The sequence below is a fragment of the Marinobacterium iners genome (genome assembly GCF_017310015.1).
GTDB lineage: Bacteria > Pseudomonadota > Gammaproteobacteria > Pseudomonadales > Balneatricaceae > Marinobacterium > Marinobacterium iners.
In genome coordinates this window covers 3,971,662-3,992,479 of the sequence record NZ_CP022297.1, presented here as the reverse complement: position 1 = coordinate 3,992,479, position 20,818 = coordinate 3,971,662, and the positions used below count along the sequence as shown (strand labels likewise).

The following is a 20,818-nucleotide window of genomic DNA, read 5'->3' as shown; positions in this document are numbered from 1 at the left end:
GGCTCACCACCAGGCGTGGAAGTGATGAGTTGGGCCGTGCCCTGAACCCACCTGTAGCCGATCGGCTGCCGTGATGGCTGCCGTGATATAAGTCTTGGCTTCGGCCACGGCCGTGTGCATATCCCGCCCCCTGGCCAATCCGGCGGCAATCGCGGAGGAAAGAGTGCAGCCGGTACCGTGGGTGTTGGCGGTGGGGATGCGTTTGGCCGGCAGCCAGTGGGTCTGCCCGTCCATCAGCAGCAGATCGGCGCTGTCGTCACTTGCCGAGTCGGTCAGGTGGCCGCCCTTGACCAGTACCGCCTGAGGGCCCAGTGCCAGCAGCTCTCTGGCCTGTGTTAGCATTGCATCCGTATCGGTCGCTTCCGGTGCGCCCAATAATACGGCTGACTCCGGAAGGTTGGGGGTGATCAGGGTCGCCAGCGGCAGCAACTCGCTGCGCAGCGCCTCAACTGACTCGTCTGCCAGCAGCTTGTCGCCGCTCTTGGCGACCATGACTGGGTCAAGCACGATATTGCGAAGGCCACGGTCACGCAGAATAGTCGCGATGGTTGTAATGGTTTCCGGACGGCTGAGCATGCCGATCTTGATCGCATCGATGTGGATATCGTCCAGCACGGTATTAAGCTGATCGGCGATAAAGGCGGGTGGAACGTCGTGGATGGCACGAACTTCACGGGTGTTTTGTGCCGTCAGGGCGGTGATCACCGAGGTGCCAAATACGCCAAGTGCTGAAAAAGTCTTCAGATCCGCTTGAATACCGGCACCGCCGCCGCTGTCGGAGCCGGCGATAGTGAGAGCGATGGGTGTGTGTGCGTGTGCGTGTGTCATGCGGATGCTCCAGTACGGGAGAAAACCGCACCAGCCATGGGCATGCATGGAGTGATAGTAACGGTCATCTCGATTTCCTACGCCGGTACAAGCCGGATCAGGTTCAGCGGGTCTCATCTCAGCCCATCCAGTGTGGGCACCCCGACCAAGAATCTGTGGCTAGTTTAGGCACAAGCGCTACCACTGTCTATGCTGTAACCAGATGCCGGCTGCTTTCAGGTCAGGCCGGCACCTTTTGAGCAGGAGTAGATGCCATGAATCCGCTGGAAAATGTCGATCTGTTGTGCCCCTGGTGCGGTGAGCCGATCAGTCTGATGATCGAAGTGACAGAGCCTGAGCAGGAATACACAGAGGATTGTCCAGTCTGTTGCAGCCCGATTCAGGTTCAGGTCAGCGTAGGTGATCAAGAGCGCCCCGAGGTTAGCGTTGAGCGTGAGGGTGGCTAGTAACAGGGAGTCGTTATGCAACCAGAAATTGAAAAAAGCCGGCAGAGACTGCTGGAGTCGAGTCAACCGCTGGACGTTGAAATACGCTGCAGTGCTCTGCAATTGCTAACCAATATGCGTGACCGACTTGCGCTGCGGGCTGATGCCGATACCGAATCACTGAACGAGATCGTGCACCAGACACGTGTGGACAGTAAGCGCCTGCGTGCGCTCTGGCGTCTGCTGAAGCCTGGGCTGAAAACCACGGACTACAGCAGGCTCGAGCGTTTGAGCAAGGGACTGGCCAAGCCGCTTGCCTCCAGTCGCGATGCGCAGGTCATGAAGGAAACGCTGGATTGGGTGAGTGCAGACCTCCCGCCGGATGTTCGCCAACGATTGTTGCCGGGGTTGGTGCAGGTACTTGGACATGTGACAGTGAATGAACCGGCATTGTTGCAGGTTGTGCAGACACTGCTGAGGCTGGAGCAGGCTATTGTGGCCGTTGATCTGAGTTCAATGAGTAAACGACATCTGCACAAAGGGCTGAAGCAAACCTGCCGCAAGGGCAGTAGCCTTGCCCACGAAGCACTGCAAAAGCATGCCATGAAGCCGATGCACCGCTGGAGGAAGTGGGTCAAGTTACTATTGTTCCAAAGTGGTTGGTTGCTGGATGAAACCGCTCCCAAATGGATTAGCCAGGTTAAAGCGCTCGGAAGTGCTCTGGGACGACTGCATGACCTGGATGTACTGGCTGTACAGATGGAAGAGGCTCGTGCCTGTTTTTGGCAAGAGGATCTGGATCAGGTGAGCACAGGCATTAAGGCAGCCCGCCTAAAAGCGCTTGCCGAGATTGATACCCTTACTGACGAGATTTACGCAAAGCGGGCTCGCAAGCGGGCAAAACAGTTGTATCGGCGCTGGAAGCATTAGGTGTTTAAAGATTAGGCAATATTCATATAAGCATATGATTTAAAGGATCTTTACCTCGATAGACACTATGTTAATCTGTGCGCATTAGGCGACGAAAGTTGCGCAAATTATGAATTAAGCAGGTAGGCCCCCATGTTTTTCAAAAACCTCAGAGTTCGTGCCAAATTATGGCTGTTGATCGGTATTGCCGGTTTTATGTTGCTGTTTCTAACTTCGACAGCACTGCTGGATATGCGCCACTCACTTCAGCAGGAGCGTGAAGCCCAGCTGAATTCATTACTGGACACTACCCTGAGCCTGACAGCTTCCTTGCAGGCACGTGTAGCTGCAGGTGAGCTGAGCAGCGATGAGGCGCGGCAGCAGGCACGTACCCTGTTGGAAAACATGCGCTATGCCGGCAATGAGTATTTCTTTGTTCTGAATGCCAACGCCGACATTCTGGTACATGGGGGCGATACGTCTCAGGCAGGTCGTAATCTGAAATCAGCAAGAACCCCGGATGGGGTACCTGTATTTGCGCAGATGGCAGCGATGATCGGCGGTGGAAAAAAGGTAGAGGCATTTAGTTATCTTTGGCCCAAGGCCGGCAGTACCGAGCCTCAACCCAAGCTGACGCTGGCCAAATCCTTTGAGCCCTGGGGTTGGGTGATTGGCACAGGGGTATATATGGATGACTTGAATGCGGCGTTCATGGAAGACCTCATACACCTTAGTCTTCAGCTGCTCGTTGCCCTGGCCCTTCTGATACTGTGTGCGATTCCTATCGGACGCACGATAATAATGCCTCTTGATATTATCAGTGACGTGATGAAGCGTGCTGCCAATGGTGATCTTCGGGTGCGTACCGAGCTGACCAGCCGGGATGAGCTGGGCAAGGTGGGTCGGCGTATCGATGAAACTCTGGGCGTGTTCCAGGATTTGGTTCATCAGATTGCCGGCTCGGCGACCCAGGTATCAGCCAGTGCTGAAGAGTTGGCCCGCAGTGCCGAGGAAACCAGCGCGGCGCTGGATGCACAGGCGCAGGAAGCTGAGCTGCTCTCCACCGCCATGAACGAGATGGCCGCCAGTGTGCATGAGGTTGCCCGTAGTGCCGGTGAGACGGCGGCGGCGATTGAAAGTGCCGATCATGAGGCTGATGAAGGCAACCATGACGTTGAAGATACCGTTGAACGTATTCAGGCGCTTGCTCGCGAAGTTGATGCAGCGGCTGAGGTGATTCAGGCTCTGGAGGGTGACACGGTTCAGATCGGCCAGGTGCTGGGTCAGATCCAGGCCATTTCCGAACAGACCAACCTGTTGGCGCTGAATGCGGCGATTGAGGCGGCTCGCGCCGGTGAGTCCGGCCGAGGCTTTGCGGTGGTGGCTGATGAAGTCCGCCAGCTGGCGCAGCGGACCCAGGGCTCTACCGAAGAGATTCGCAGCATGAACGATCGTTTGCGTTCGGCTGCTCAGCGGGCTGTTGAAGTGATGGAGCGTTCCAAGGAACGTGCGGATGCCAGTGTCACAACAGCCCAGCATGCGGGCAAGGAGTTGAGCCGTATCGTGGAACAGATGGCGCACATCCGTGACATGGGCGTACAGGTGGCAGCGGCGACCGAAGAGCAAAGTCAGGTATCGGAAGAGATGAACTCCAATCTGCTGCGTATCACCCAAGCTTCTGAAAGCACGGTTGCGGCTGCGAATACCGTGGCAGCCAGTGGTGAACAGCTGCAGCAGCTCTCACGCAGTCTGCAGCAACAGATCAATCGCTTCAGTACCTGATCTGGGCCTGTTGGCAACAGGGGGATATACTGGGGCGAAATGTCTGAACATGCGCGGAGAATTATGAAATATCGCATCATCCCGGTAACCCCGTTCCAGCAGAACTGTACTCTGCTCTGGTGTGAGCAGACCGGCAAGGCAGCCGTGGTCGACCCCGGCGGAGACCTGCCCCTTATCAAGGCTGCCATTGCCGAAGAAGGGGTAACGCTGGAAAAGATTCTGCTGACTCACGCTCATATAGACCATGCTGGTGGAACCGCTGCGCTGTCTCATGAGTTGGGTCTGACCATTGAAGGGCCGGGTCACGAGGATGAATTCTGGATTGAGGGATTGCCCAAGCAGAGTCAGATGTTCGGTTTTCCGAATGTGGATGTGTTCACGCCGGACCGTTGGCTGGAAGAGGGTGATCGTGTCAACTTCGGTGAGGTTCAACTACAGGTGATACACTGCCCGGGACATACGCCTGGTCACGTCGTGTTTTACCACGCAGACTCGTCACTGGCACTGGTGGGTGATGTTCTGTTTCAGGGCTCCATTGGTCGCACGGACTTCCCGCGGGGGGATCATGCCACCCTTATCCGCTCGATCAAGGAAAAGCTTTTGCCATTGGGCGATGAAATACGTTTCATACCCGGGCACGGTCCCATGTCGACCTTCGGTCAGGAGCGGCTGACCAATCCGTTCATTGCCAGTCGGTTTGGCTAATGTTCCCGACTCTTTGAGGAAACACCACCACTGACGATAAAGGTGGTAACGTCCCCGGCCGGCTGGTCCAGAGCTGTAACCCGGTTGGCAGGGACGATAATCAGGTTTCCGGCAAAGTTGTATGATTGTGGCAGGTAAACAGCTACCTCTTCATTCAACCCCCAGTGTGATAAATCCTCAGCTGTGATGAATCCGGCAACACGCACACCTGCTTCTTCGCTCAAGCAAACCAGTACTGGCTTGTTGAAGCGCTTGTCCTCACCCAACAGTGCGTTGAACAGATCTCCTACAGCGTTATAGAGCAGCTTCACCAGCGGTATCCGCTTCATCAGTTGCTCAAATCGCCTGACCAGATAACGGCCAAGGTAGTTATTGGCCAGTATGCCCACTACCGTGATCAGTGTCAGTGTCGAGGCGATAGCCAGAAGAGTGGTGGGCCAGCCAGGCTCGAGCTGGGGCAGCAACTGATGAAACAGTCGGCCAAGCGCCGAGAACAGGGTGTTGTTCAGGGCCATGAAAATGGCATATACCAGATAAAAGGTGATAACGGCCGGCAGCAGTACCAGCAATCCCTTGAAAAACAGCCGAATCAGAGTGTTCATGGATATCCCTTCTATTTGTGCAGCAGCAGCGCCAGTTCGAACAGTTGCGGGTCAAGTCCCTTGCGATAACGGATTACGCTATCGAGAGGAATATCCAGTATGGCACCTTCGGACACGCCTACCATAATGTCGTTATAACCCGCCAGCAGATAGCTTACGGCCATGGCACCCAGTCCAGAGGCCAGTACCCGATCATGCCCACTCGGATGCCCTCCGCGCTGAATATGGCCGAGAATGCAGACCCTTGGGTCTTCGCCCTGCTGCTGCAGCTGCTGAGCCAGCCTGTAGGTAAGGCCGGGCTCACGTCCCTCTGCTACAACAATAATGCCGCTGGAACCCTTGCCTGTTCGGCGATTTTCACATAGCTGGCGCCCCAGTTCTTCGATATTTACCTGGTACTCCGGCACAATCACCATCTCGGCACCGGCGGCAATACCTACATGAGTGGCCAGGAAGCCGGAGTTTCGGCCCATGACCTCTACCAGAAAGTAACGCTCATGCGACGAGGCGGTATCACGGATCTTATCAATGGCATCCAGGGCGGTATTGACGGCGGTATCAAAGCCAATGGTGTCTTCCGTACCGAAGATATCGTTGTCGATGGTGCCAGGAAGTCCGATAACGGCAATGTCACTCTCTTCAGCCAGTAGATGAGCCCCCGTCAGCGAGCCATCCCCACCAATTACGATCAGCGCACCTATTCCGGCATTTTTCAGGTTGGCTGCGGCCTGCTGCCGTATCTCTGGGTCCTTGAACGCCTCACAGCGGTCACTTTTCAAAATGGTGCCACCGCGCTGTACGATGTTACGGACAGAGGACGATGTCATCACGCGCAGGTCTCCGGCTACCAGGCCACTGTATCCTTTTTGAATACCGTATACCTGCACGCCGCTGTTCAGGGCCGCTCGCACGACGCCTCGAACGGCCGGGTTCATGCCGGGCGAATCTCCACCGCTGGTCAGAACCGCTATGGCGTCGAAATCACGGATGGGTTCAAGATCAGGCAGACTGTACATAAACGACTCCCTGGTGAGTGGGCATGCTGACACTATAACTGAATTATTGCGTTATCGTGATAGAAGTGGAAACGATCCATGTTACGGTTTTTGCAGTAAAAAAATTCTGTTGCAGGTTGATGCCGGCGCAATGCTGGCCAATACTGAAAGCTCTGAGTCCGACCCGGCACGGGTGCGTGACCGCAGATTTCCGATCAAACAGGAGAGTTGAACATGGCGTTGAAAAAAACACTGATCTCAGCCGCGATGGCGGCAGGTGTAATGGCTGCAGGGCTGACCGCACCAACAACGGCGAGTGCGGAAAGCTTTATTACCATCGGTACCGGCGGGGTGACGGGAGTTTACTATCCCACAGGTGGTGCCATCTGCCGTCTGGTTAACAAGGACCGTTCTGAGCATGGCATCCGCTGCTCGGTCGAAAGTACGGGTGGCTCCATTTATAACCTGAATACAATCCGTGCCGGGGAGCTGGACATGGGTGTAGCTCAGTCCGACTGGCAATTCCATGCCTACAATGGCACCGATGCCTTTGCCGAACAGGGGGCAAACAAGGATCTGCGCTCCGTTTTTTCACTTCACCCCGAGCCGTTCACTGTGGTTGCGCGAGCCGACGCTGGTATCAAGAACTTCAATGACCTCAAGGGCAAGCGGGTCAATATCGGCAACCCGGGTTCAGGTCAGCGCGGTACCATCGAAGTCATCATGAAGGCGAAGGGCTGGACCAACAGCGATTTTGCGTTGGCATCTGAGCTGAAGGCTTCAGAGCAGGCCAGTGCACTGTGTGACAACAAAATTGATGCAATGGTTTACGTTGTTGGCCACCCAAGCGGCGCAATCAAGGAGGCAACCACCTCCTGCGAAAGCAATCTGGTAGAAGTGAATGACGCGGCCATCGACATGTTGGTGAATGAGAACAGCTACTACCGCAAGGCTGTGATCCCGGGTGGCATGTATCAGGGCAATCCTGATGATGTTGTAACCTTCGGTGTGGGTGCCACGATTGTAAGCTCTGCCAGTGTGCCTGATGATGTGGTTTATAATGTGGTCAAGGCGGTTTTCGAGAACTTCGACACCTTCCGCAAATTGCATCCTGCTTTTGAAAACCTGAGCAAGGAAGAGATGGTACGAGATGCCTTGACGGCACCCCTGCACCCGGGTGCAGAGAAGTACTACAAGGAAGCCGGCCTGCTTTAAGCACCGGCAGCAGGGGGGCGACTCCCCCTGCTCACCCCCTCCTTTCTGTCTGAAACAAGGGTGTAGATCGTGACTCAGGAAGACAAGCAGCAAACCTCCAATGACGATATTCAGGCACTGGTCGCACAGTCCGACAGCGGTGCTCGCTCTCCCAAGGGCCTGCCTGGGCGCCTTCTCTGGGGGGTTGCACTGGCCTGGGCTCTGTTTCAGCTTTGGTATGCCTCGCCACTTCCTTTTATGCTGGACTTCGGGGCCATCAATGATTCCAAGGCTCGTGCCATCCATCTGGCATTTGCCATATTTTTATCTTATACCGCTTACCCGGCGCTGAAACGTTCACCACGTTTCCACATCCCGATCCAGGACTGGATATTTGGACTCCTGGGTGCTTTCTCTGCTGCCTATCTGGTCATTTTTGAAGCGGAACTGGCCGGACGCTCGGGTGCACCGATCACCGCGGATGTGGTGGTAGCTGTTATGGGGATGCTGCTGTTGCTTGAGGCAACTCGACGCGCTCTCGGGCCACCGTTGATGGTCGTTGCGGCAGTATTTTTGACGTATACATTCGCAGGGCCTTACATGCCGGATGTGATTGCCCATAAGGGTGCAAGCCTTAACAAGGCGATGTCGCACCAGTGGTTGACTACTGAAGGGGTGTTCGGGGTTGCATTGGGCGTATCCACCAGCTTTGTGTTTCTGTTCGTGCTGTTTGGCGCTTTGCTTGAAAAGGCAGGCGCCGGCAACTACTTCACCAAGGTCTCGTTTTCTCTGTTGGGGCACATGCGCGGAGGGCCGGCAAAGGCTGCGGTGGTGTCTTCAGGGTTATCAGGCCTTATATCCGGTTCTTCCATCGCCAATGTTGTAACTACGGGTACCTTTACCATTCCATTGATGAAGCGCGTGGGGTTTCCCGCTTACAAGGCCGGGGCTGTTGAGGTTGCAGCATCTACTAACGGTCAGCTTACGCCGCCGATCATGGGGGCAGCAGCCTTCCTTATGGTTGAGTATGTGGGCATTTCCTATATTGAAGTAATTCAGCATGCCATTCTGCCGGCGTTGATCTCCTATATTGCACTGATTTATATCGTGCACCTGGAGGCGTTGAAGGCGGGCATGCAAGGTCTGCCGAAGCGTAATGATGGCGGTACCCTTGCTCAGAGGCTGGCGACCTGGGTTGGTATTGTAGTGGGCGTATGTGTTGTCTCACTTGGACTCTATTATGGTTTTGGTTGGACCAAGAGTTACATAGGCAGTGCCAGTTACTGGATTATGGCCGCAATCGTATTTGTGGCTTATCTCTGGCTGGTTCGCCACTCCGCAGCTTACCCAGATCTGAAACTGGATGATCCTGACTCAGATATAGTCGAACTCCCTGAAACAGCACCGACCGTCAAGTCGGGTCTTTATTTTCTGCTGCCGGTTTTTGTACTCGTGTGGTGCCTGACAGTGGAGCGCTTTTCTCCGGGGCTGTCCGCGTTCTGGGCAACTGTGTTCATGGTAGTGATTGTGCTTACACACAAGCCGATAAAAGCCATGTTCCGGGCCCAGGGTGCGTTTGGACAGGGGGTAAAGGAAGGCTTCTGCGATCTGCTTGATGGGCTGGTGACAGGCTCTCGAAACATGATAGGCATCGGCGTGGCAACTGCAGCGGCGGGTATTGTCGTGGGAACTGTTACGTTGACCGGAATCGGTTTGGTTATGACCGAGTTCGTTGAGTTCATTTCGGCGGGCAATATCATGCTGATGCTGCTGTTCACCGCTGTCATTAGCTTGCTGTTGGGTATGGGGCTGCCAACAACAGCAAACTATATTGTCGTATCCACATTGATGGCTCCGGTCATCGTGACCCTGGGGGCTCAGCAGGGGCTGATTGTGCCACTGATCGCCGTACACCTGTTTGTGTTCTATTTCGGAATATTGGCCGATGACACACCGCCCGTAGGGCTTGCTGCGTTTGCTGCTGCAGCGATAGCACGCTCGGACCCAATCAGAACCGGTGTTCAGGGTTTCACCTATGACATCCGCACAGCGGTTTTGCCCTTTATGTTTATTTTCAACACTGAGTTGTTGCTGATGGGTATAGAGAGCATTCCGCATCTGCTGGTCACCATTGCGACTGCGGTGATTGCCATGCTGATTTTTGCAGCTGCGACTCAAGGCTACTGGCTGGTGAAAAGCCGTTGGTATGAAACCCTGTTGCTGTTACTGATCGCATTTACACTGTTCCGTCCTGGCTTCTGGTGGGATGAAGTTTATCCACCTGTAATCAACGAACCGGCTCAGAAGATTGAATGGCTGGCAGAACAGGTTCCTGCCAATGGCCACCTGATGATTCAAGCGAGGGGAATGACAATAGATGGCGATGAAGTTACTCGACTGATTCGTCTGCCGTTAGAAGAGGGCAGTAGTGGAGCCGAGCGGCTTGAGAATGCTGGCCTGGTGCTCAATATAAATGATGACAGCGTGATTGTTGATCTGGTTGCATTTGGCAGCGCAGCGCAGGACGCAGGCTTCGACTTTGACTGGGAAATTCTGTCCATTCAGGTTGAGGCAGATCGACCGGATAAACAATGGATGTATTTACCAGCTCTCTTGCTGCTGGCTGCATTGGCATGGTTGCAGATACGTCGGAGACGGGCATCTGCACCAGAGACACAGGAGGCATGATGTTTAATAAAATACTGCTGCCGATTGATATGCAGGACCGAAATACAGCGCAGGAAGCGTTGCGTGAGGCAGCACGCTATTTGGCAGGGCCTGAGGCCGAGCTGCATGTGATGTCGGTAATGCCCGGGCTCAATATGCCAATGGTCGCCGCCTACTTTCCGGAAGATACAGTTGAGAAGGCGTTGAAGGAGCTTGAATGTGAGCTTGCGCAATTGATCAAGGAAACCGTTCCGGAGTTGGCTCATTGCCATGAACATATCTGTGAAGGCAATGCGGCCAAGCAGATAATCAAGCAGGCAAATAAGCTGGACGTCGACCTCATCGTTATGCCCAGTCACAACTATTCGCGTATGGAAAACATACTGATCGGCTCGGTTACCTCGCGGGTGGTTGAGCGTGCGCACTGCTCGGTAATGGTGCTGCGATTAGCAAAGCAAAAAAAGTGATATCGAGGCGTTGACAGCGATCCGAATCGCTGTAGAATACGCCACCTCATCAGCGCTGACCGCGCGTTGTTTTCTCCGCCAAAGCAGTGAAAACAAACGAAAAAAACGGTTGACACTGAAACGGGTTGCGGTAGAATATGCGCCTCGCTTGAGACAACAGGTTGCACCGAACGGTGCGGTTGGCCAAGCCCGCTCTTTAACAAATTGATCAGGTAATATGTGTGGGCGCTTGTCAGGATTGAGCACACAAAGCTTAATCAAGGCAAGCAACCTAACTGAATATTCATTTAGCGTTGTGTAATACCTTGAGCCGAATGAAAAGCTGCTTGCAGCTTTGAATTCACAAGATTTTAAACTGAAGAGTTTGATCATGGCTCAGATTGAACGCTGGCGGCAGGCCTAACACATGCAAGTCGAGCGGTAGCACAGAGAAGCTTGCTTCTTGGGTGACGAGCGGCGGACGGGTGAGTAACGCGTGGGAATCTACCTGGTAGTGGGGGACAACAGTCGGAAACGACTGCTAATACCGCATACGCCCTTCGGGGGAAAGTGGGGGATCTTCGGACCTCACGCTATCAGATGAGCCCGCGTCGGATTAGCTTGTTGGTGAGGTAAAGGCTCACCAAGGCGATGATCCGTAGCTGGTCTGAGAGGATGACCAGCCACACTGGGACTGAGACACGGCCCAGACTCCTACGGGAGGCAGCAGTGGGGAATATTGGACAATGGGGGCAACCCTGATCCAGCCATGCCGCGTGTGTGAAGAAGGCCTTCGGGTTGTAAAGCACTTTCAGCTGTGAGGAAAGGCGAGTGGTTAATACCCGCTTGCTGTGACGTTAACAGCAGAAGAAGGACCGGCTAACTCCGTGCCAGCAGCCGCGGTAATACGGAGGGTCCGAGCGTTAATCGGAATTACTGGGCGTAAAGCGCGCGTAGGTGGTTCAGTCAGTCAGATGTGAAAGCCCCGGGCTCAACCTGGGAACTGCACCTGATACTGCTGAGCTAGAGTACGGTAGAGGGTAGTGGAATTTCCGGTGTAGCGGTGAAATGCGTAGAGATCGGAAGGAACACCAGTGGCGAAGGCGACTACCTGGACCGATACTGACACTGAGGTGCGAAAGCGTGGGTAGCAAACAGGATTAGATACCCTGGTAGTCCACGCCGTAAACGATGTCAACTAGCCGTTGGGGGACTTGATCCTTTAGTGGCGAAGCTAACGCGATAAGTTGACCGCCTGGGGAGTACGGCCGCAAGGTTAAAACTCAAATGAATTGACGGGGGCCCGCACAAGCGGTGGAGCATGTGGTTTAATTCGAAGCAACGCGAAGAACCTTACCTACTCTTGACATCCAGAGAACTTTCCAGAGATGGATTGGTGCCTTCGGGAACTCTGAGACAGGTGCTGCATGGCTGTCGTCAGCTCGTGTTGTGAAATGTTGGGTTAAGTCCCGTAACGAGCGCAACCCTTATCCTTATTTGCCAGCGAGTAATGTCGGGAACTCTAAGGAGACTGCCGGTGACAAACCGGAGGAAGGTGGGGATGACGTCAAGTCATCATGGCCCTTACGAGTAGGGCTACACACGTGCTACAATGGCCGGTACAGAGGGCTGCAAACTCGCGAGAGCAAGCTAATCTCACAAAACCGGTCGTAGTCCGGATCGCAGTCTGCAACTCGACTGCGTGAAGTCGGAATCGCTAGTAATCGTGAATCAGAATGTCACGGTGAATACGTTCCCGGGCCTTGTACACACCGCCCGTCACACCATGGGAGTGGGTTGCACCAGAAGTAGCTAGTCTAACCTTCGGGAGGACGGTTACCACGGTGTGATTCATGACTGGGGTGAAGTCGTAACAAGGTAGCCCTAGGGGAACCTGGGGCTGGATCACCTCCTTAAACGATTGCGAAATTCTGGCAAGCGTTCACACATATTACCTGATCGAACTGTTAAAGCTGATTGAGCTTTAAAGACTGTGCTTGTTTGAAGTACATCCTTTAAAGCTTCGGCTTTAAACGCTCTTTAACAAATTGGATCTGAAAGATTGTCTTGTATTGTTTGATACAAGCGCCAATCGGCGATAATCGTTACGAACCATTCATTTGAACAGACGCCTTCGGGTTATATGGTCAAGTGAATAAGCGTGCACGGTGGATGCCTTGGCAGTCAGAGGCGATGAAGGACGTAGTAACCTGCGATAAGGTTCGGGGAGCTGGTAAACAAGCTTTGATCCGAACATTTCCGAATGGGGAAACCCACCCGCTTGCGGGTATCTCTTAGCTGAATACATAGGCTTTGAGAGGCGAACCCGGGGAACTGAAACATCTAAGTACCCGGAGGAAAAGAAATCAACCGAGATTCCCTTAGTAGCGGCGAGCGAACGGGGACCAGCCCTTAAGCTGTGTTGTGGTTAGCAGAACGCTCTGGAAAGTGCGGCCATAGTGGGTGATAGCCCCGTATGCGAAAACCTATATGCAGTGAAATCGAGTAGGACGGGACACGTGTTATCCTGTCTGAATATGGGGGGACCATCCTCCAAGGCTAAATACTCCTGACTGACCGATAGTGAACCAGTACCGTGAGGGAAAGGCGAAAAGAACCCCTGTGAGGGGAGTGAAATAGACCCTGAAACCGTGTACGTACAAGCAGTGGGAGCCGTTTTCGGACGGTGACTGCGTACCTTTTGTATAATGGGTCAGCGACTTACTTTCAGTGGCAAGCTTAACCGTTTAGGGGAGGCGTAGGGAAACCGAGTCTTAATAGGGCGATCAGTCGCTGGGAGTAGACCCGAAACCGGGCGATCTATCCATGGGCAGGTTGAAGGTTGAGTAACATCAACTGGAGGACCGAACCGACTACCGTTGAAAAGTTAGCGGATGACCTGTGGATCGGAGTGAAAGGCTAATCAAGCCCGGAGATAGCTGGTTCTCCTCGAAAGCTATTTAGGTAGCGCCTCATGTCTCACCTTGGGGGGTAGAGCACTGTTTCGGCTAGGGGGTCATCCCGACTTACCAACCCGATGCAAACTCCGAATACCCAAGAGTGCAATCATGGGAGACACACGGCGGGTGCTAACGTCCGTCGTGGAAAGGGAAACAACCCAGACCGCCAGCTAAGGTCCCAAAGTTCTGGTTAAGTGGGAAACGATGTGGGAAGGCTCAGACAGCTAGGAGGTTGGCTTAGAAGCAGCCACCCTTTAAAGAAAGCGTAATAGCTCACTAGTCGAGTCGGCCTGCGCGGAAGATATAACGGGGCTCAAACCAGACACCGAAGCTGCGGATGCCTTAGGGCATGGTAGAGGAGCGTTCTGTAAGCCGTTGAAGCCAAAGGTGTAAACCATGGTGGAGGTATCAGAAGTGCGAATGCTGACATAAGTAACGATAAAGGGGGTGAAAAACCCCCTCGCCGGAAGACCAAGGTTTCCTATCCAATGCTAATCAGGGTAGGGTGAGTCGGCCCCTAAGGCGAGGCAGAAATGCGTAGTCGATGGGAAACAGGTTAATATTCCTGTACCGGCTGTAACTGCGATGAAGGGACGGAGAAGGCTAGGCCAGCGCGGCGATGGTTGTCCGCGTTTAAGGGTGTAGGCTGGGAGAGTAGGCAAATCCGCTCTCCCTTAAGGCTGAGACCTGATGACGAGTCTCCATGTGAGACGAAGTGGTTGATGCCATGCTTCCAGGAAAAGCTTCTAAGCTTCAGGTTACAGACGACCGTACCCCAAACCGACACAGGTGGTCAGGTTGAGAATACCAAGGCGCTTGAGAGAACTCGGGTGAAGGAACTAGGCAAAATGGTGCCGTAACTTCGGGAGAAGGCACGCCGGTGTCGGTGACGAGATTTACTCTCTGAGCTGAGGCCGGTCGAAGATACCAGGTGGCTGCGACTGTTTATTAAAAACACAGCACTCTGCAAACACGAAAGTGGACGTATAGGGTGTGACGCCTGCCCGGTGCCGGAAGGTTAATTGATGGGGTTAGCTCACGCGAAGCTCTTGATCGAAGCCCCGGTAAACGGCGGCCGTAACTATAACGGTCCTAAGGTAGCGAAATTCCTTGTCGGGTAAGTTCCGACCTGCACGAATGGCGTAACGATGGCCACACTGTCTCCACCCGAGACTCAGTGAAATTGAACTCGCTGTGAAGATGCAGCGTCCCCGCGGCTAGACGGAAAGACCCCGTGAACCTTTACTATAGCTTCACAGTGGACTTTGACATTACTTGTGTAGGATAGCTGGGAGGCTTTGAAACCGGGACGCCAGTTCCGGTGGAGCCGACCTTGAAATACCAGCCTGGTACTGTTGAGGTTCTAACTCAGATCCGTTACCCGGATCGAGGACATTGTGTGGTGGGTAGTTTGACTGGGGCGGTCTCCTCCCAAAGCGTAACGGAGGAGCACGAAGGTACCCTCAGGCTGGTCGGAAATCAGCCAATGAGCGCAAGAGTAGAAGGGTGCTTGACTGCGAGACAGACACGTCGAGCAGGTGCGAAAGCAGGTTCTAGTGATCCGGTGGTTCTGTATGGAAGGGCCATCGCTCAACGGATAAAAGGTACTCCGGGGATAACAGGCTGATACCGCCCAAGAGTTCACATCGACGGCGGTGTTTGGCACCTCGATGTCGGCTCATCACATCCTGGGGCTGAAGCCGGTCCCAAGGGTATGGCTGTTCGCCATTTAAAGTGGTACGCGAGCTGGGTTTAGAACGTCGTGAGACAGTTCGGTCCCTATCTGCCGTGGGCGTTTGAGATTTGAGAAGAGTTGCTCCTAGTACGAGAGGACCGGAGTGAACGAACCTCTGGTGTTCCGGTTGTCACGCCAGTGGCATTGCCGGGTAGCTACGTTCGGACGGGATAACCGCTGAAAGCATCTAAGCGGGAAGCCCCCTTCAAGATGAGATCTCACCGGGGCCTTGAGCCCCCTGAAGAGCCGTCCGAGACCAGGACGTTGATAGGCAGGGTGTGTAAGCGTTGTAAGGCGTTGAGCTAACCTGTACTAATGGCTCGTGAGGCTTGACCATATAACGCCCAAGGCGTTTGAAATGAATGGTTCGACTGGAAACAGTCAAAACACGATTATCGGCTCGCAAGAGCACCGATTGAACGCTTGTAGCAACAACACAGACAATCAGAGCAACGTGACATACAGGCACGAGGCTCAATCAGATCCGGTTTGTACCAGTTTCGCCTGGCGACCATAGAGACGTGGAACCACCTGATCCCATACCGAACTCAGCAGTGAAACGCGTCATCGCCGATGGTAGTGTGGGGCTTCCCCATGTGAGAGTAGGTCATCGCCAGGCACTTAATACCAGAAACCCCGGTCTCGTTGAGGCCGGGGTTTTTGCATTGGGGCTAAACACGCGCAGACGGCAGGCAAAAGGTATCCGTCCGGTGAACCCATCTTGAGCTCAACAGGCTGACCATCCGATAGTGTCCACTTATTTTTAAGTGGACACTATCAATGACCCCATCAAGCGCACCCCAAGGCCCACGCAAACGCCGTCATTTTTCACCCGTGTTCAAGGCCGAGATCGTGGCGCAATGCCGCCAGCCGAACGTATCCGTTTCACGGATTGCACTGGATAATGGCCTTAACGCCAACATGGTACGGCGCTGGATGCGAGAAGCCGAACGCGCCAATACACCGCTCCCGATGCCAGCCTTCGTCCCCGTTCAACTCCCTGCACCACATCGGCCAGCTCAGATCGATCACTCTGTTATTCGCATCGAGTGTACAAGACCTTCGGGAACAGTCGTGGTTGAGTGGCCAGTTGATCAAGCCCAGCCGTGCCTTGCCCTGTTGCGCGACCTGTTGTCATGATCCGCATCGATGAGATCTGGTTGGCCACCGAGCCCATGGACATGCGGGCGGGGCCTGATACGGCGCTGGCACGGGTGGTTAAGGTGTTCGGCGAGGCGCGACCGCATGCGGCTTATCTGTTTGCCAACAAGCGCGGTAACCGCATGAAGGTGCTGATCCATGATGGCCTGGGTATCTGGCTCTGTTCGCGCCGACTGCATCAGGGCCGCTTCAGTTGGACCGAGACATGGCGCGGCGACCGTATCGCCTTAACACCCGAGCAACTGCAGGCGCTGGTACAAGGCCTGCCCTGGCAGCGTATGGGTGACGCAGGTGTCATCACCGTCGTCTGAGAGCGGTGCCGAGTCGAACACAGACTCGCCCGATGAGCCATTAGCCGATCCGGGCATCCCCATGACCATTTAATGTGGGCATACTGTCCCGCATGACCACGACACCCGACCTCACCCAGCTCACACCCGAACAGCTCCGTCAGTTGGCCGAGCAGCTGATCAGCCGTGTTGAACAGCAGGAACAGGCGATACAGGAACGTGATCAGGGTATCCAACAGCGTGATCTGAAAATCGGACAGCTGACGCATGAGGTCGCCTTGTTGCGGCGGCACAAATACGGCCAACGCAGTGAACACCTCAACGTGCTGCAGATCAGCCTGCTGGACGAGGTCGTCGATGCAGACATCGCGGCGATCGAGACCGAGCTTGAACGGCTGAAAGCCCCGGCAACCACGCCTTCCGAAAAGCGTCAGCCCAAGCGCTCGCCGTTGCCACCGGAACTGCCGCGTACCGAGATCCATCATGAGCCGGACCACACGGCCTGCCACTGTGGTTGCCAGTTGACCCGCATCGGCGAGGAGGTCAGCGAGAAGCTCGACTATACGCCCGGCGTGTTCACGGTCGAGCGCCACATCCGGGGCAAATGGGTCTGCAACACCTGCGAGACATTGATACAAGCTCCCATGCCACCTCATGTGCTCGACAAGGGGATCCCGACCACGGGGCTGCTGGCTCAGGTGCTGATCGCCAAATATGCCGATCACCTGCCCCTGTACCGGCAGGAACAGATCTTTACCCGTGCGGGCGTTGCGCTGCCACGCTCAACGCTGGCGGAGTGGATCGGTGTCTGCGGTGTGCAGTTGCAACCGCTGGTGGATGCACTGCGGGATACCTTGCTGCAGGAGCCGGTCTTACACGCGGATGAAACGCCTGTCCCCATGCTCACACCGGGCAAGAAGAAAACACACAAGGCCTACATCTGGGCCTATGCCAGTACTGCGTTCTCGCGTCTGCAGGGCGTGATCTATGACTTCACACCGGGACGCGGTGGCCAGCATGCGCGGGATGTTCTCGGGCCCTGGCAGGGCCAGCTGGTCTGCGATGACTACAGCGGCTACAAGGCCAGCTTCGGCACAGGCGTCACCGAGATCGGCTGTATGGCCCATGCTCGTCGCAAGTTCGTTGAGCTGGAGGTGACGGGCAAAAGCCAGATCGCGGCTCAGGCGGTTGAGTACATCGGCCAGCTGTATGGCATCGAGCAGGATGGCCGGGAGATGACAGCGGAGGCACGTTATCAGCTACGACAGACACGGGCCAAACCCATCGCCGAAGCGCTGCATGCATGGATGCAGACTCAGCGTCTAAAAGTACTGGATGGCTCAGCCACGGCCAAAGCGTTGGACTACAGCCTGAAACGCTGGGTCGCGCTGACGCGGTACTTGCAGGATGGTGCCGTCCCCATCGATAACAACCGTGTGGAAAACCTGATCCGTCCCTGGGCTCTGGGTCGCAAGAACTGGTTGTTCGCGGGCTCGTTACGCAGTGGTCGCCGTGCGGCCACCATCATGAGCCTGATCCAGTCAGCGAAGCTTAACGGACATGAACCCTATGCGTATCTGAAAGATGTGCTGGCCCGGCTGCCTACGCAGAAAACCAGTGCGATCCATGAGTTGTTGCCTCACAACTGGAAACCGGTAGATGACGCCTGACAAGGTGTGATCACCGGACGGATACGGCAAAAGAAAGGGCCCGGCGCATTCCCTGCGGCGGGCCCTGTCACTGATCTCAAGCCAGTTGTGCGCGAAACTACGCCATCTCCTCGATCAGCCTCTCCTTCAGGGTCAGATAGTCATAATCGGTTGTCGACAGGAAGCGCAATGCCGGCTGGAGCTGCTCCAGCTGTTGAGCCGACTGAATACGCCAGTAGTAGCGGTATTCAGAGCTGATATCCTGTGCCAGAGCCAGCACGGCCAGCAGGTGTCGTGTCTTCTCGTCAGTATCAACCTTGTCTGCCAGAACATCATCCAGCTGAGGCTGTAAACGGATGGCATCTGCAACGTGCTGAGGCAGGTTCCAGCGCTCAGCCATTCTGGCACCTACCTGATAATGGCTGAAGCCAAAGCTATTACGCTCCTGTTTAGCCAGTTCTGTCACGTTGAAACCGGGTGATGACTGCAGGAACTCACGAAAGCCTGAAAAGGCCTGGATCATCAGTGGCAATCCACAGTCATGCAGCATGCCAAGGGTATATATATCATCCTTGTTCAGATGAAGACGCAGCTTGCGTGCAACACTTAGCGACAGCTGGGACACATCCTTGGCTGTGTCCCAGAAGCGCTCCATACGGCCTGTCTTTTTCAATGTGTTGCGCAGTATCGTTAGCCGTACCAGATTATATATCTGATCTAGCCCCAGCAGACTGATTGCATGCTCTATGGAGGTTACGCTGACGCGCAGGCCATAGTAGGGGCTGTTGATGCTTTTAAGGACTACCGAATAGAGTGCCACATCGGACTTGATCAGTGTTGCGATGTGGGTCAGATCAGGGTTTTCGGCCTTAAGTAGCCGTGCAATGTCAATCAGTACTTCCGGCTGTGGGGGAATGAGTGAGTTAAAGCGGCTGTCATTCATTGTGAAAGTGGCTCTTGCAGGCGTCGTTAACAGAGCTTGTCTGTTCTGGTGGCCTCACAGTATAGTGCCTGCCCGTTCAGGATTCAGCAGGAGAGAGGGTGAAAATCGATAATCCCCCGCGCAAGCCCTTTGTCGCCAGAGGCTCGGGTGTAAAGCGTTGTGATGGTTGCAGGCTGCCGACTGATGTGTGTATCTGCCAGTGGCGCAAGGTTGTTCAATCGCGCTGTGAATTTTGGCTGTTAACGCACTGCTATGAGTTGTACAAGCCGACCAATACGGGGCGACTGATCCTTGACTCAATTGCCAATACCCGTATCTTCGAGTGGTCACGTACCGAGCCGACCCAGGATCTGCTTGATGCACTTCAGAATGACCGCTATGTTCCCTGTCTGGTGTTTCCTGCAGGGGAGGACTACGAGCACCGAATGCTCAAGCAGGTACCGGCTGATGGGCGTATTCCGGTGTTCATTATTCTGGATGGAACCTGGCGACAGGCGCGGCGCATGTTTAGGCACAGCCGTTACCTGCAACACCTGCCGGTGATTGAGCCGGAAACTGATCGACTTAGCCGTTATCAGTTGCGACGCTCTACGGTTGAGGAGCACCTGTGCACGGCTGAAGTGGCGGTTGCGCTGCTTGAGCAGGCAGGAGATCAAGCAGCAGCAGAACATCTGGAGGGTTATTTCGAGCGCTTCAACGCCAGCTATATTGCTTCACGCCGGCGCTGGGCCAAACAGGAGCGGTGAGGCCACCGCTCCTACATGCACTCAGTGAGCCTCTTCTGCTGCGGCAGCCTGTTGCTGCTGCATTTGCTGAGCATAGAGGGCATCAAAGTTCACAGGGGCGAGCATCAGCGGAGGGAAGCTGGCCTTGGTCACAAAGTTGTCTACCGCTTCACGTGCGTAGGGGAACAGCAGGTTCGGGCAGAACGCGCCCAGTGTGTGGTGCAGTTCAGGGCCTTCGATACCTGCAATCAGGAAGATGCCTGCCTGCTGTACTTCAACCAGAAAGGCGGTTTCATCAGCATTCTTGCCGGTGACCGTCAGAGTCAAAACGACTTCATAGTGTTTTTCGTCAAGCTGGCTGGTACGGGTGTTCATTTCAAGGTTGATTTCAGGCTGCCAAGCTTGGGTAAAGGCTTTGGCACCTGCCGGTGTTTCCAGCGAAGCGTCCTTGACAAAAACACGCTGCAGGGCGAACTGGGGCTGAGTAGCTTGCTGGTTGGCGGCTTGAGCGTCAGACATGAATAATTCCTTATTTGAAGATGGGTTCAGGCGTTGATCAGGGAATCCAGCTTGCCCTGTCGTTCGAGGGCGAACAGATCATCACAGCCGCCCACATGGGTTTCACCAATAAAAATCTGCGGTACCGTACGTCGACCGCTGCGCTGCATCATCTCCTGACGCAGGCTGGGGTCGGCATCCACATCAATGGCTTTGTATTCAGCGTTCTTGCTGTCGAGCAGTGCGATGGCACGGGTGCAGAACGGGCACCAGCGGGTCAGGTAAACGGTAATTTCAGGCATGG

General features: G+C 54.8%; 17 protein-coding genes, 3 rRNA genes and 1 riboswitch. Of the genes, 14 read left to right on the top strand and 6 right to left on the bottom strand.

From position 1 onward, the window contains the following. Positions 1–3: 3 nt before the first annotated feature. Positions 4–828: a bifunctional hydroxymethylpyrimidine kinase/phosphomethylpyrimidine kinase gene (thiD, locus tag CFI10_RS18815; protein ID WP_206837578.1), complete on the bottom strand. Its 825-nt coding sequence runs from the start codon at positions 826–828 to the stop codon at positions 4–6. Positions 829–885: 57 nt separating this feature from the next. Then, positions 886–982, bottom strand: a riboswitch (TPP riboswitch). Between the two features lie 100 nt (positions 983–1,082). Here thiD and CFI10_RS18810 point away from each other — a divergent pair. From CFI10_RS18810 to CFI10_RS18795, 4 genes are all read left to right on the top strand, one after another. Next, a complete protein-coding gene (locus tag CFI10_RS18810; RefSeq protein WP_206837575.1) occupies positions 1,083–1,274 on the top strand; it encodes a CPXCG motif-containing cysteine-rich protein in 192 nt (63 codons plus the stop codon). Between the two features lie 15 nt (positions 1,275–1,289). Next, entirely contained in the window at positions 1,290–2,183 is an 894-nt protein-coding gene (locus CFI10_RS18805; RefSeq protein ID WP_206837572.1) for a CHAD domain-containing protein, read from the top strand. A 132-nt stretch (positions 2,184–2,315) separates the two neighbouring features. Continuing rightward, positions 2,316–3,944, top strand: a complete 1,629-nt coding sequence (locus CFI10_RS18800) for a methyl-accepting chemotaxis protein (protein ID WP_206837569.1) — start codon at positions 2,316–2,318, stop codon at positions 3,942–3,944. A gap of 63 nt (positions 3,945–4,007) precedes the next feature. Beyond that, positions 4,008–4,649: an MBL fold metallo-hydrolase gene (locus CFI10_RS18795; RefSeq protein WP_206837566.1), complete on the top strand. Its 642-nt coding sequence runs from the start codon at positions 4,008–4,010 to the stop codon at positions 4,647–4,649. On the opposite strand, the gene CFI10_RS18790 is transcribed toward CFI10_RS18795, so the two are convergent. Continuing rightward, entirely contained in the window at positions 4,646–5,251 is a 606-nt protein-coding gene (locus tag CFI10_RS18790) for a DUF502 domain-containing protein (RefSeq protein WP_091827851.1), read from the bottom strand. The two genes, CFI10_RS18795 and CFI10_RS18790, sit on opposite strands and share 4 nt — an antisense overlap. Before the next feature lie 11 nt (positions 5,252–5,262). Next, complete coding sequence (pfkA, locus tag CFI10_RS18785; protein WP_091827850.1) at positions 5,263–6,267, bottom strand: 6-phosphofructokinase; 1,005 nt, start codon at positions 6,265–6,267, stop codon at positions 5,263–5,265. Positions 6,268–6,480: 213 nt separating this feature from the next. Between pfkA and CFI10_RS18780 the strand changes: the two genes are divergently transcribed. The 9 genes from CFI10_RS18780 to tnpC all read left to right on the top strand — a co-directional run bounded on the left by CFI10_RS18780 (position 6,481) and on the right by tnpC (position 18,369). Next, complete coding sequence (locus CFI10_RS18780; protein WP_091827849.1) at positions 6,481–7,461, top strand: TAXI family TRAP transporter solute-binding subunit; 981 nt, start codon at positions 6,481–6,483, stop codon at positions 7,459–7,461. A 69-nt stretch (positions 7,462–7,530) separates the two neighbouring features. After that, the gene (locus CFI10_RS18775; protein WP_206837563.1) at positions 7,531–10,128 is read left to right on the top strand and encodes a TRAP transporter permease; all 2,598 of its coding nucleotides are present in this window, start codon (positions 7,531–7,533) and stop codon (positions 10,126–10,128) included. Further along, positions 10,125–10,574: a universal stress protein gene (locus CFI10_RS18770; RefSeq protein ID WP_206837560.1), complete on the top strand. Its 450-nt coding sequence runs from the start codon at positions 10,125–10,127 to the stop codon at positions 10,572–10,574. Before CFI10_RS18775 ends, CFI10_RS18770 begins: the two co-directional genes overlap by 4 nt. A 352-nt stretch (positions 10,575–10,926) precedes the next feature. Further along, positions 10,927–12,469, top strand: a 16S ribosomal RNA gene (locus CFI10_RS18765). Positions 12,470–12,698: 229 nt separating this feature from the next. Further along, a 23S ribosomal RNA gene (locus CFI10_RS18760) occupies positions 12,699–15,585 on the top strand. A 166-nt stretch (positions 15,586–15,751) separates the two neighbouring features. After that, a 5S ribosomal RNA gene (rrf, locus tag CFI10_RS18755) occupies positions 15,752–15,867 on the top strand. The 16S, 23S and 5S rRNA genes sit together here, the layout of an rRNA operon. Positions 15,868–16,028: 161 nt before the next feature. After that, complete coding sequence (gene tnpA / locus CFI10_RS18750; protein ID WP_206835530.1) at positions 16,029–16,388, top strand: IS66-like element accessory protein TnpA; 360 nt, start codon at positions 16,029–16,031, stop codon at positions 16,386–16,388. Continuing rightward, positions 16,385–16,720: an IS66 family insertion sequence element accessory protein TnpB gene (tnpB, locus tag CFI10_RS18745; RefSeq protein WP_206836653.1), complete on the top strand. Its 336-nt coding sequence runs from the start codon at positions 16,385–16,387 to the stop codon at positions 16,718–16,720. The genes tnpA and tnpB overlap by 4 nt, the downstream gene beginning before the upstream one ends. A gap of 92 nt (positions 16,721–16,812) precedes the next feature. Beyond that, positions 16,813–18,369, top strand: a complete 1,557-nt coding sequence (gene tnpC / locus CFI10_RS18740; protein ID WP_206841919.1) for an IS66 family transposase — start codon at positions 16,813–16,815, stop codon at positions 18,367–18,369. Positions 18,370–18,466: 97 nt separating this feature from the next. On the opposite strand, the gene CFI10_RS18735 is transcribed toward tnpC, so the two are convergent. Continuing rightward, positions 18,467–19,291, bottom strand: a complete 825-nt coding sequence (locus CFI10_RS18735) for an HDOD domain-containing protein (RefSeq protein ID WP_206837556.1) — start codon at positions 19,289–19,291, stop codon at positions 18,467–18,469. Between the two features lie 98 nt (positions 19,292–19,389). Here CFI10_RS18735 and CFI10_RS18730 point away from each other — a divergent pair, with 98 nt between their 5' ends. Continuing rightward, positions 19,390–20,037: a tRNA-uridine aminocarboxypropyltransferase gene (locus CFI10_RS18730; RefSeq protein ID WP_206837553.1), complete on the top strand. Its 648-nt coding sequence runs from the start codon at positions 19,390–19,392 to the stop codon at positions 20,035–20,037. A 21-nt stretch (positions 20,038–20,058) separates the two neighbouring features. On the opposite strand, the gene secB is transcribed toward CFI10_RS18730, so the two are convergent. Both secB and grxC read right to left on the bottom strand, forming a co-directional pair. Further along, the gene (secB, locus tag CFI10_RS18725) at positions 20,059–20,535 is read right to left on the bottom strand and encodes a protein-export chaperone SecB (RefSeq protein ID WP_091826204.1); all 477 of its coding nucleotides are present in this window, start codon (positions 20,533–20,535) and stop codon (positions 20,059–20,061) included. Between the two features lie 26 nt (positions 20,536–20,561). Then, positions 20,562–20,816: a glutaredoxin 3 gene (grxC, locus tag CFI10_RS18720; RefSeq protein WP_206837549.1), complete on the bottom strand. Its 255-nt coding sequence runs from the start codon at positions 20,814–20,816 to the stop codon at positions 20,562–20,564. Positions 20,817–20,818: the final 2 nt, after the last annotated feature.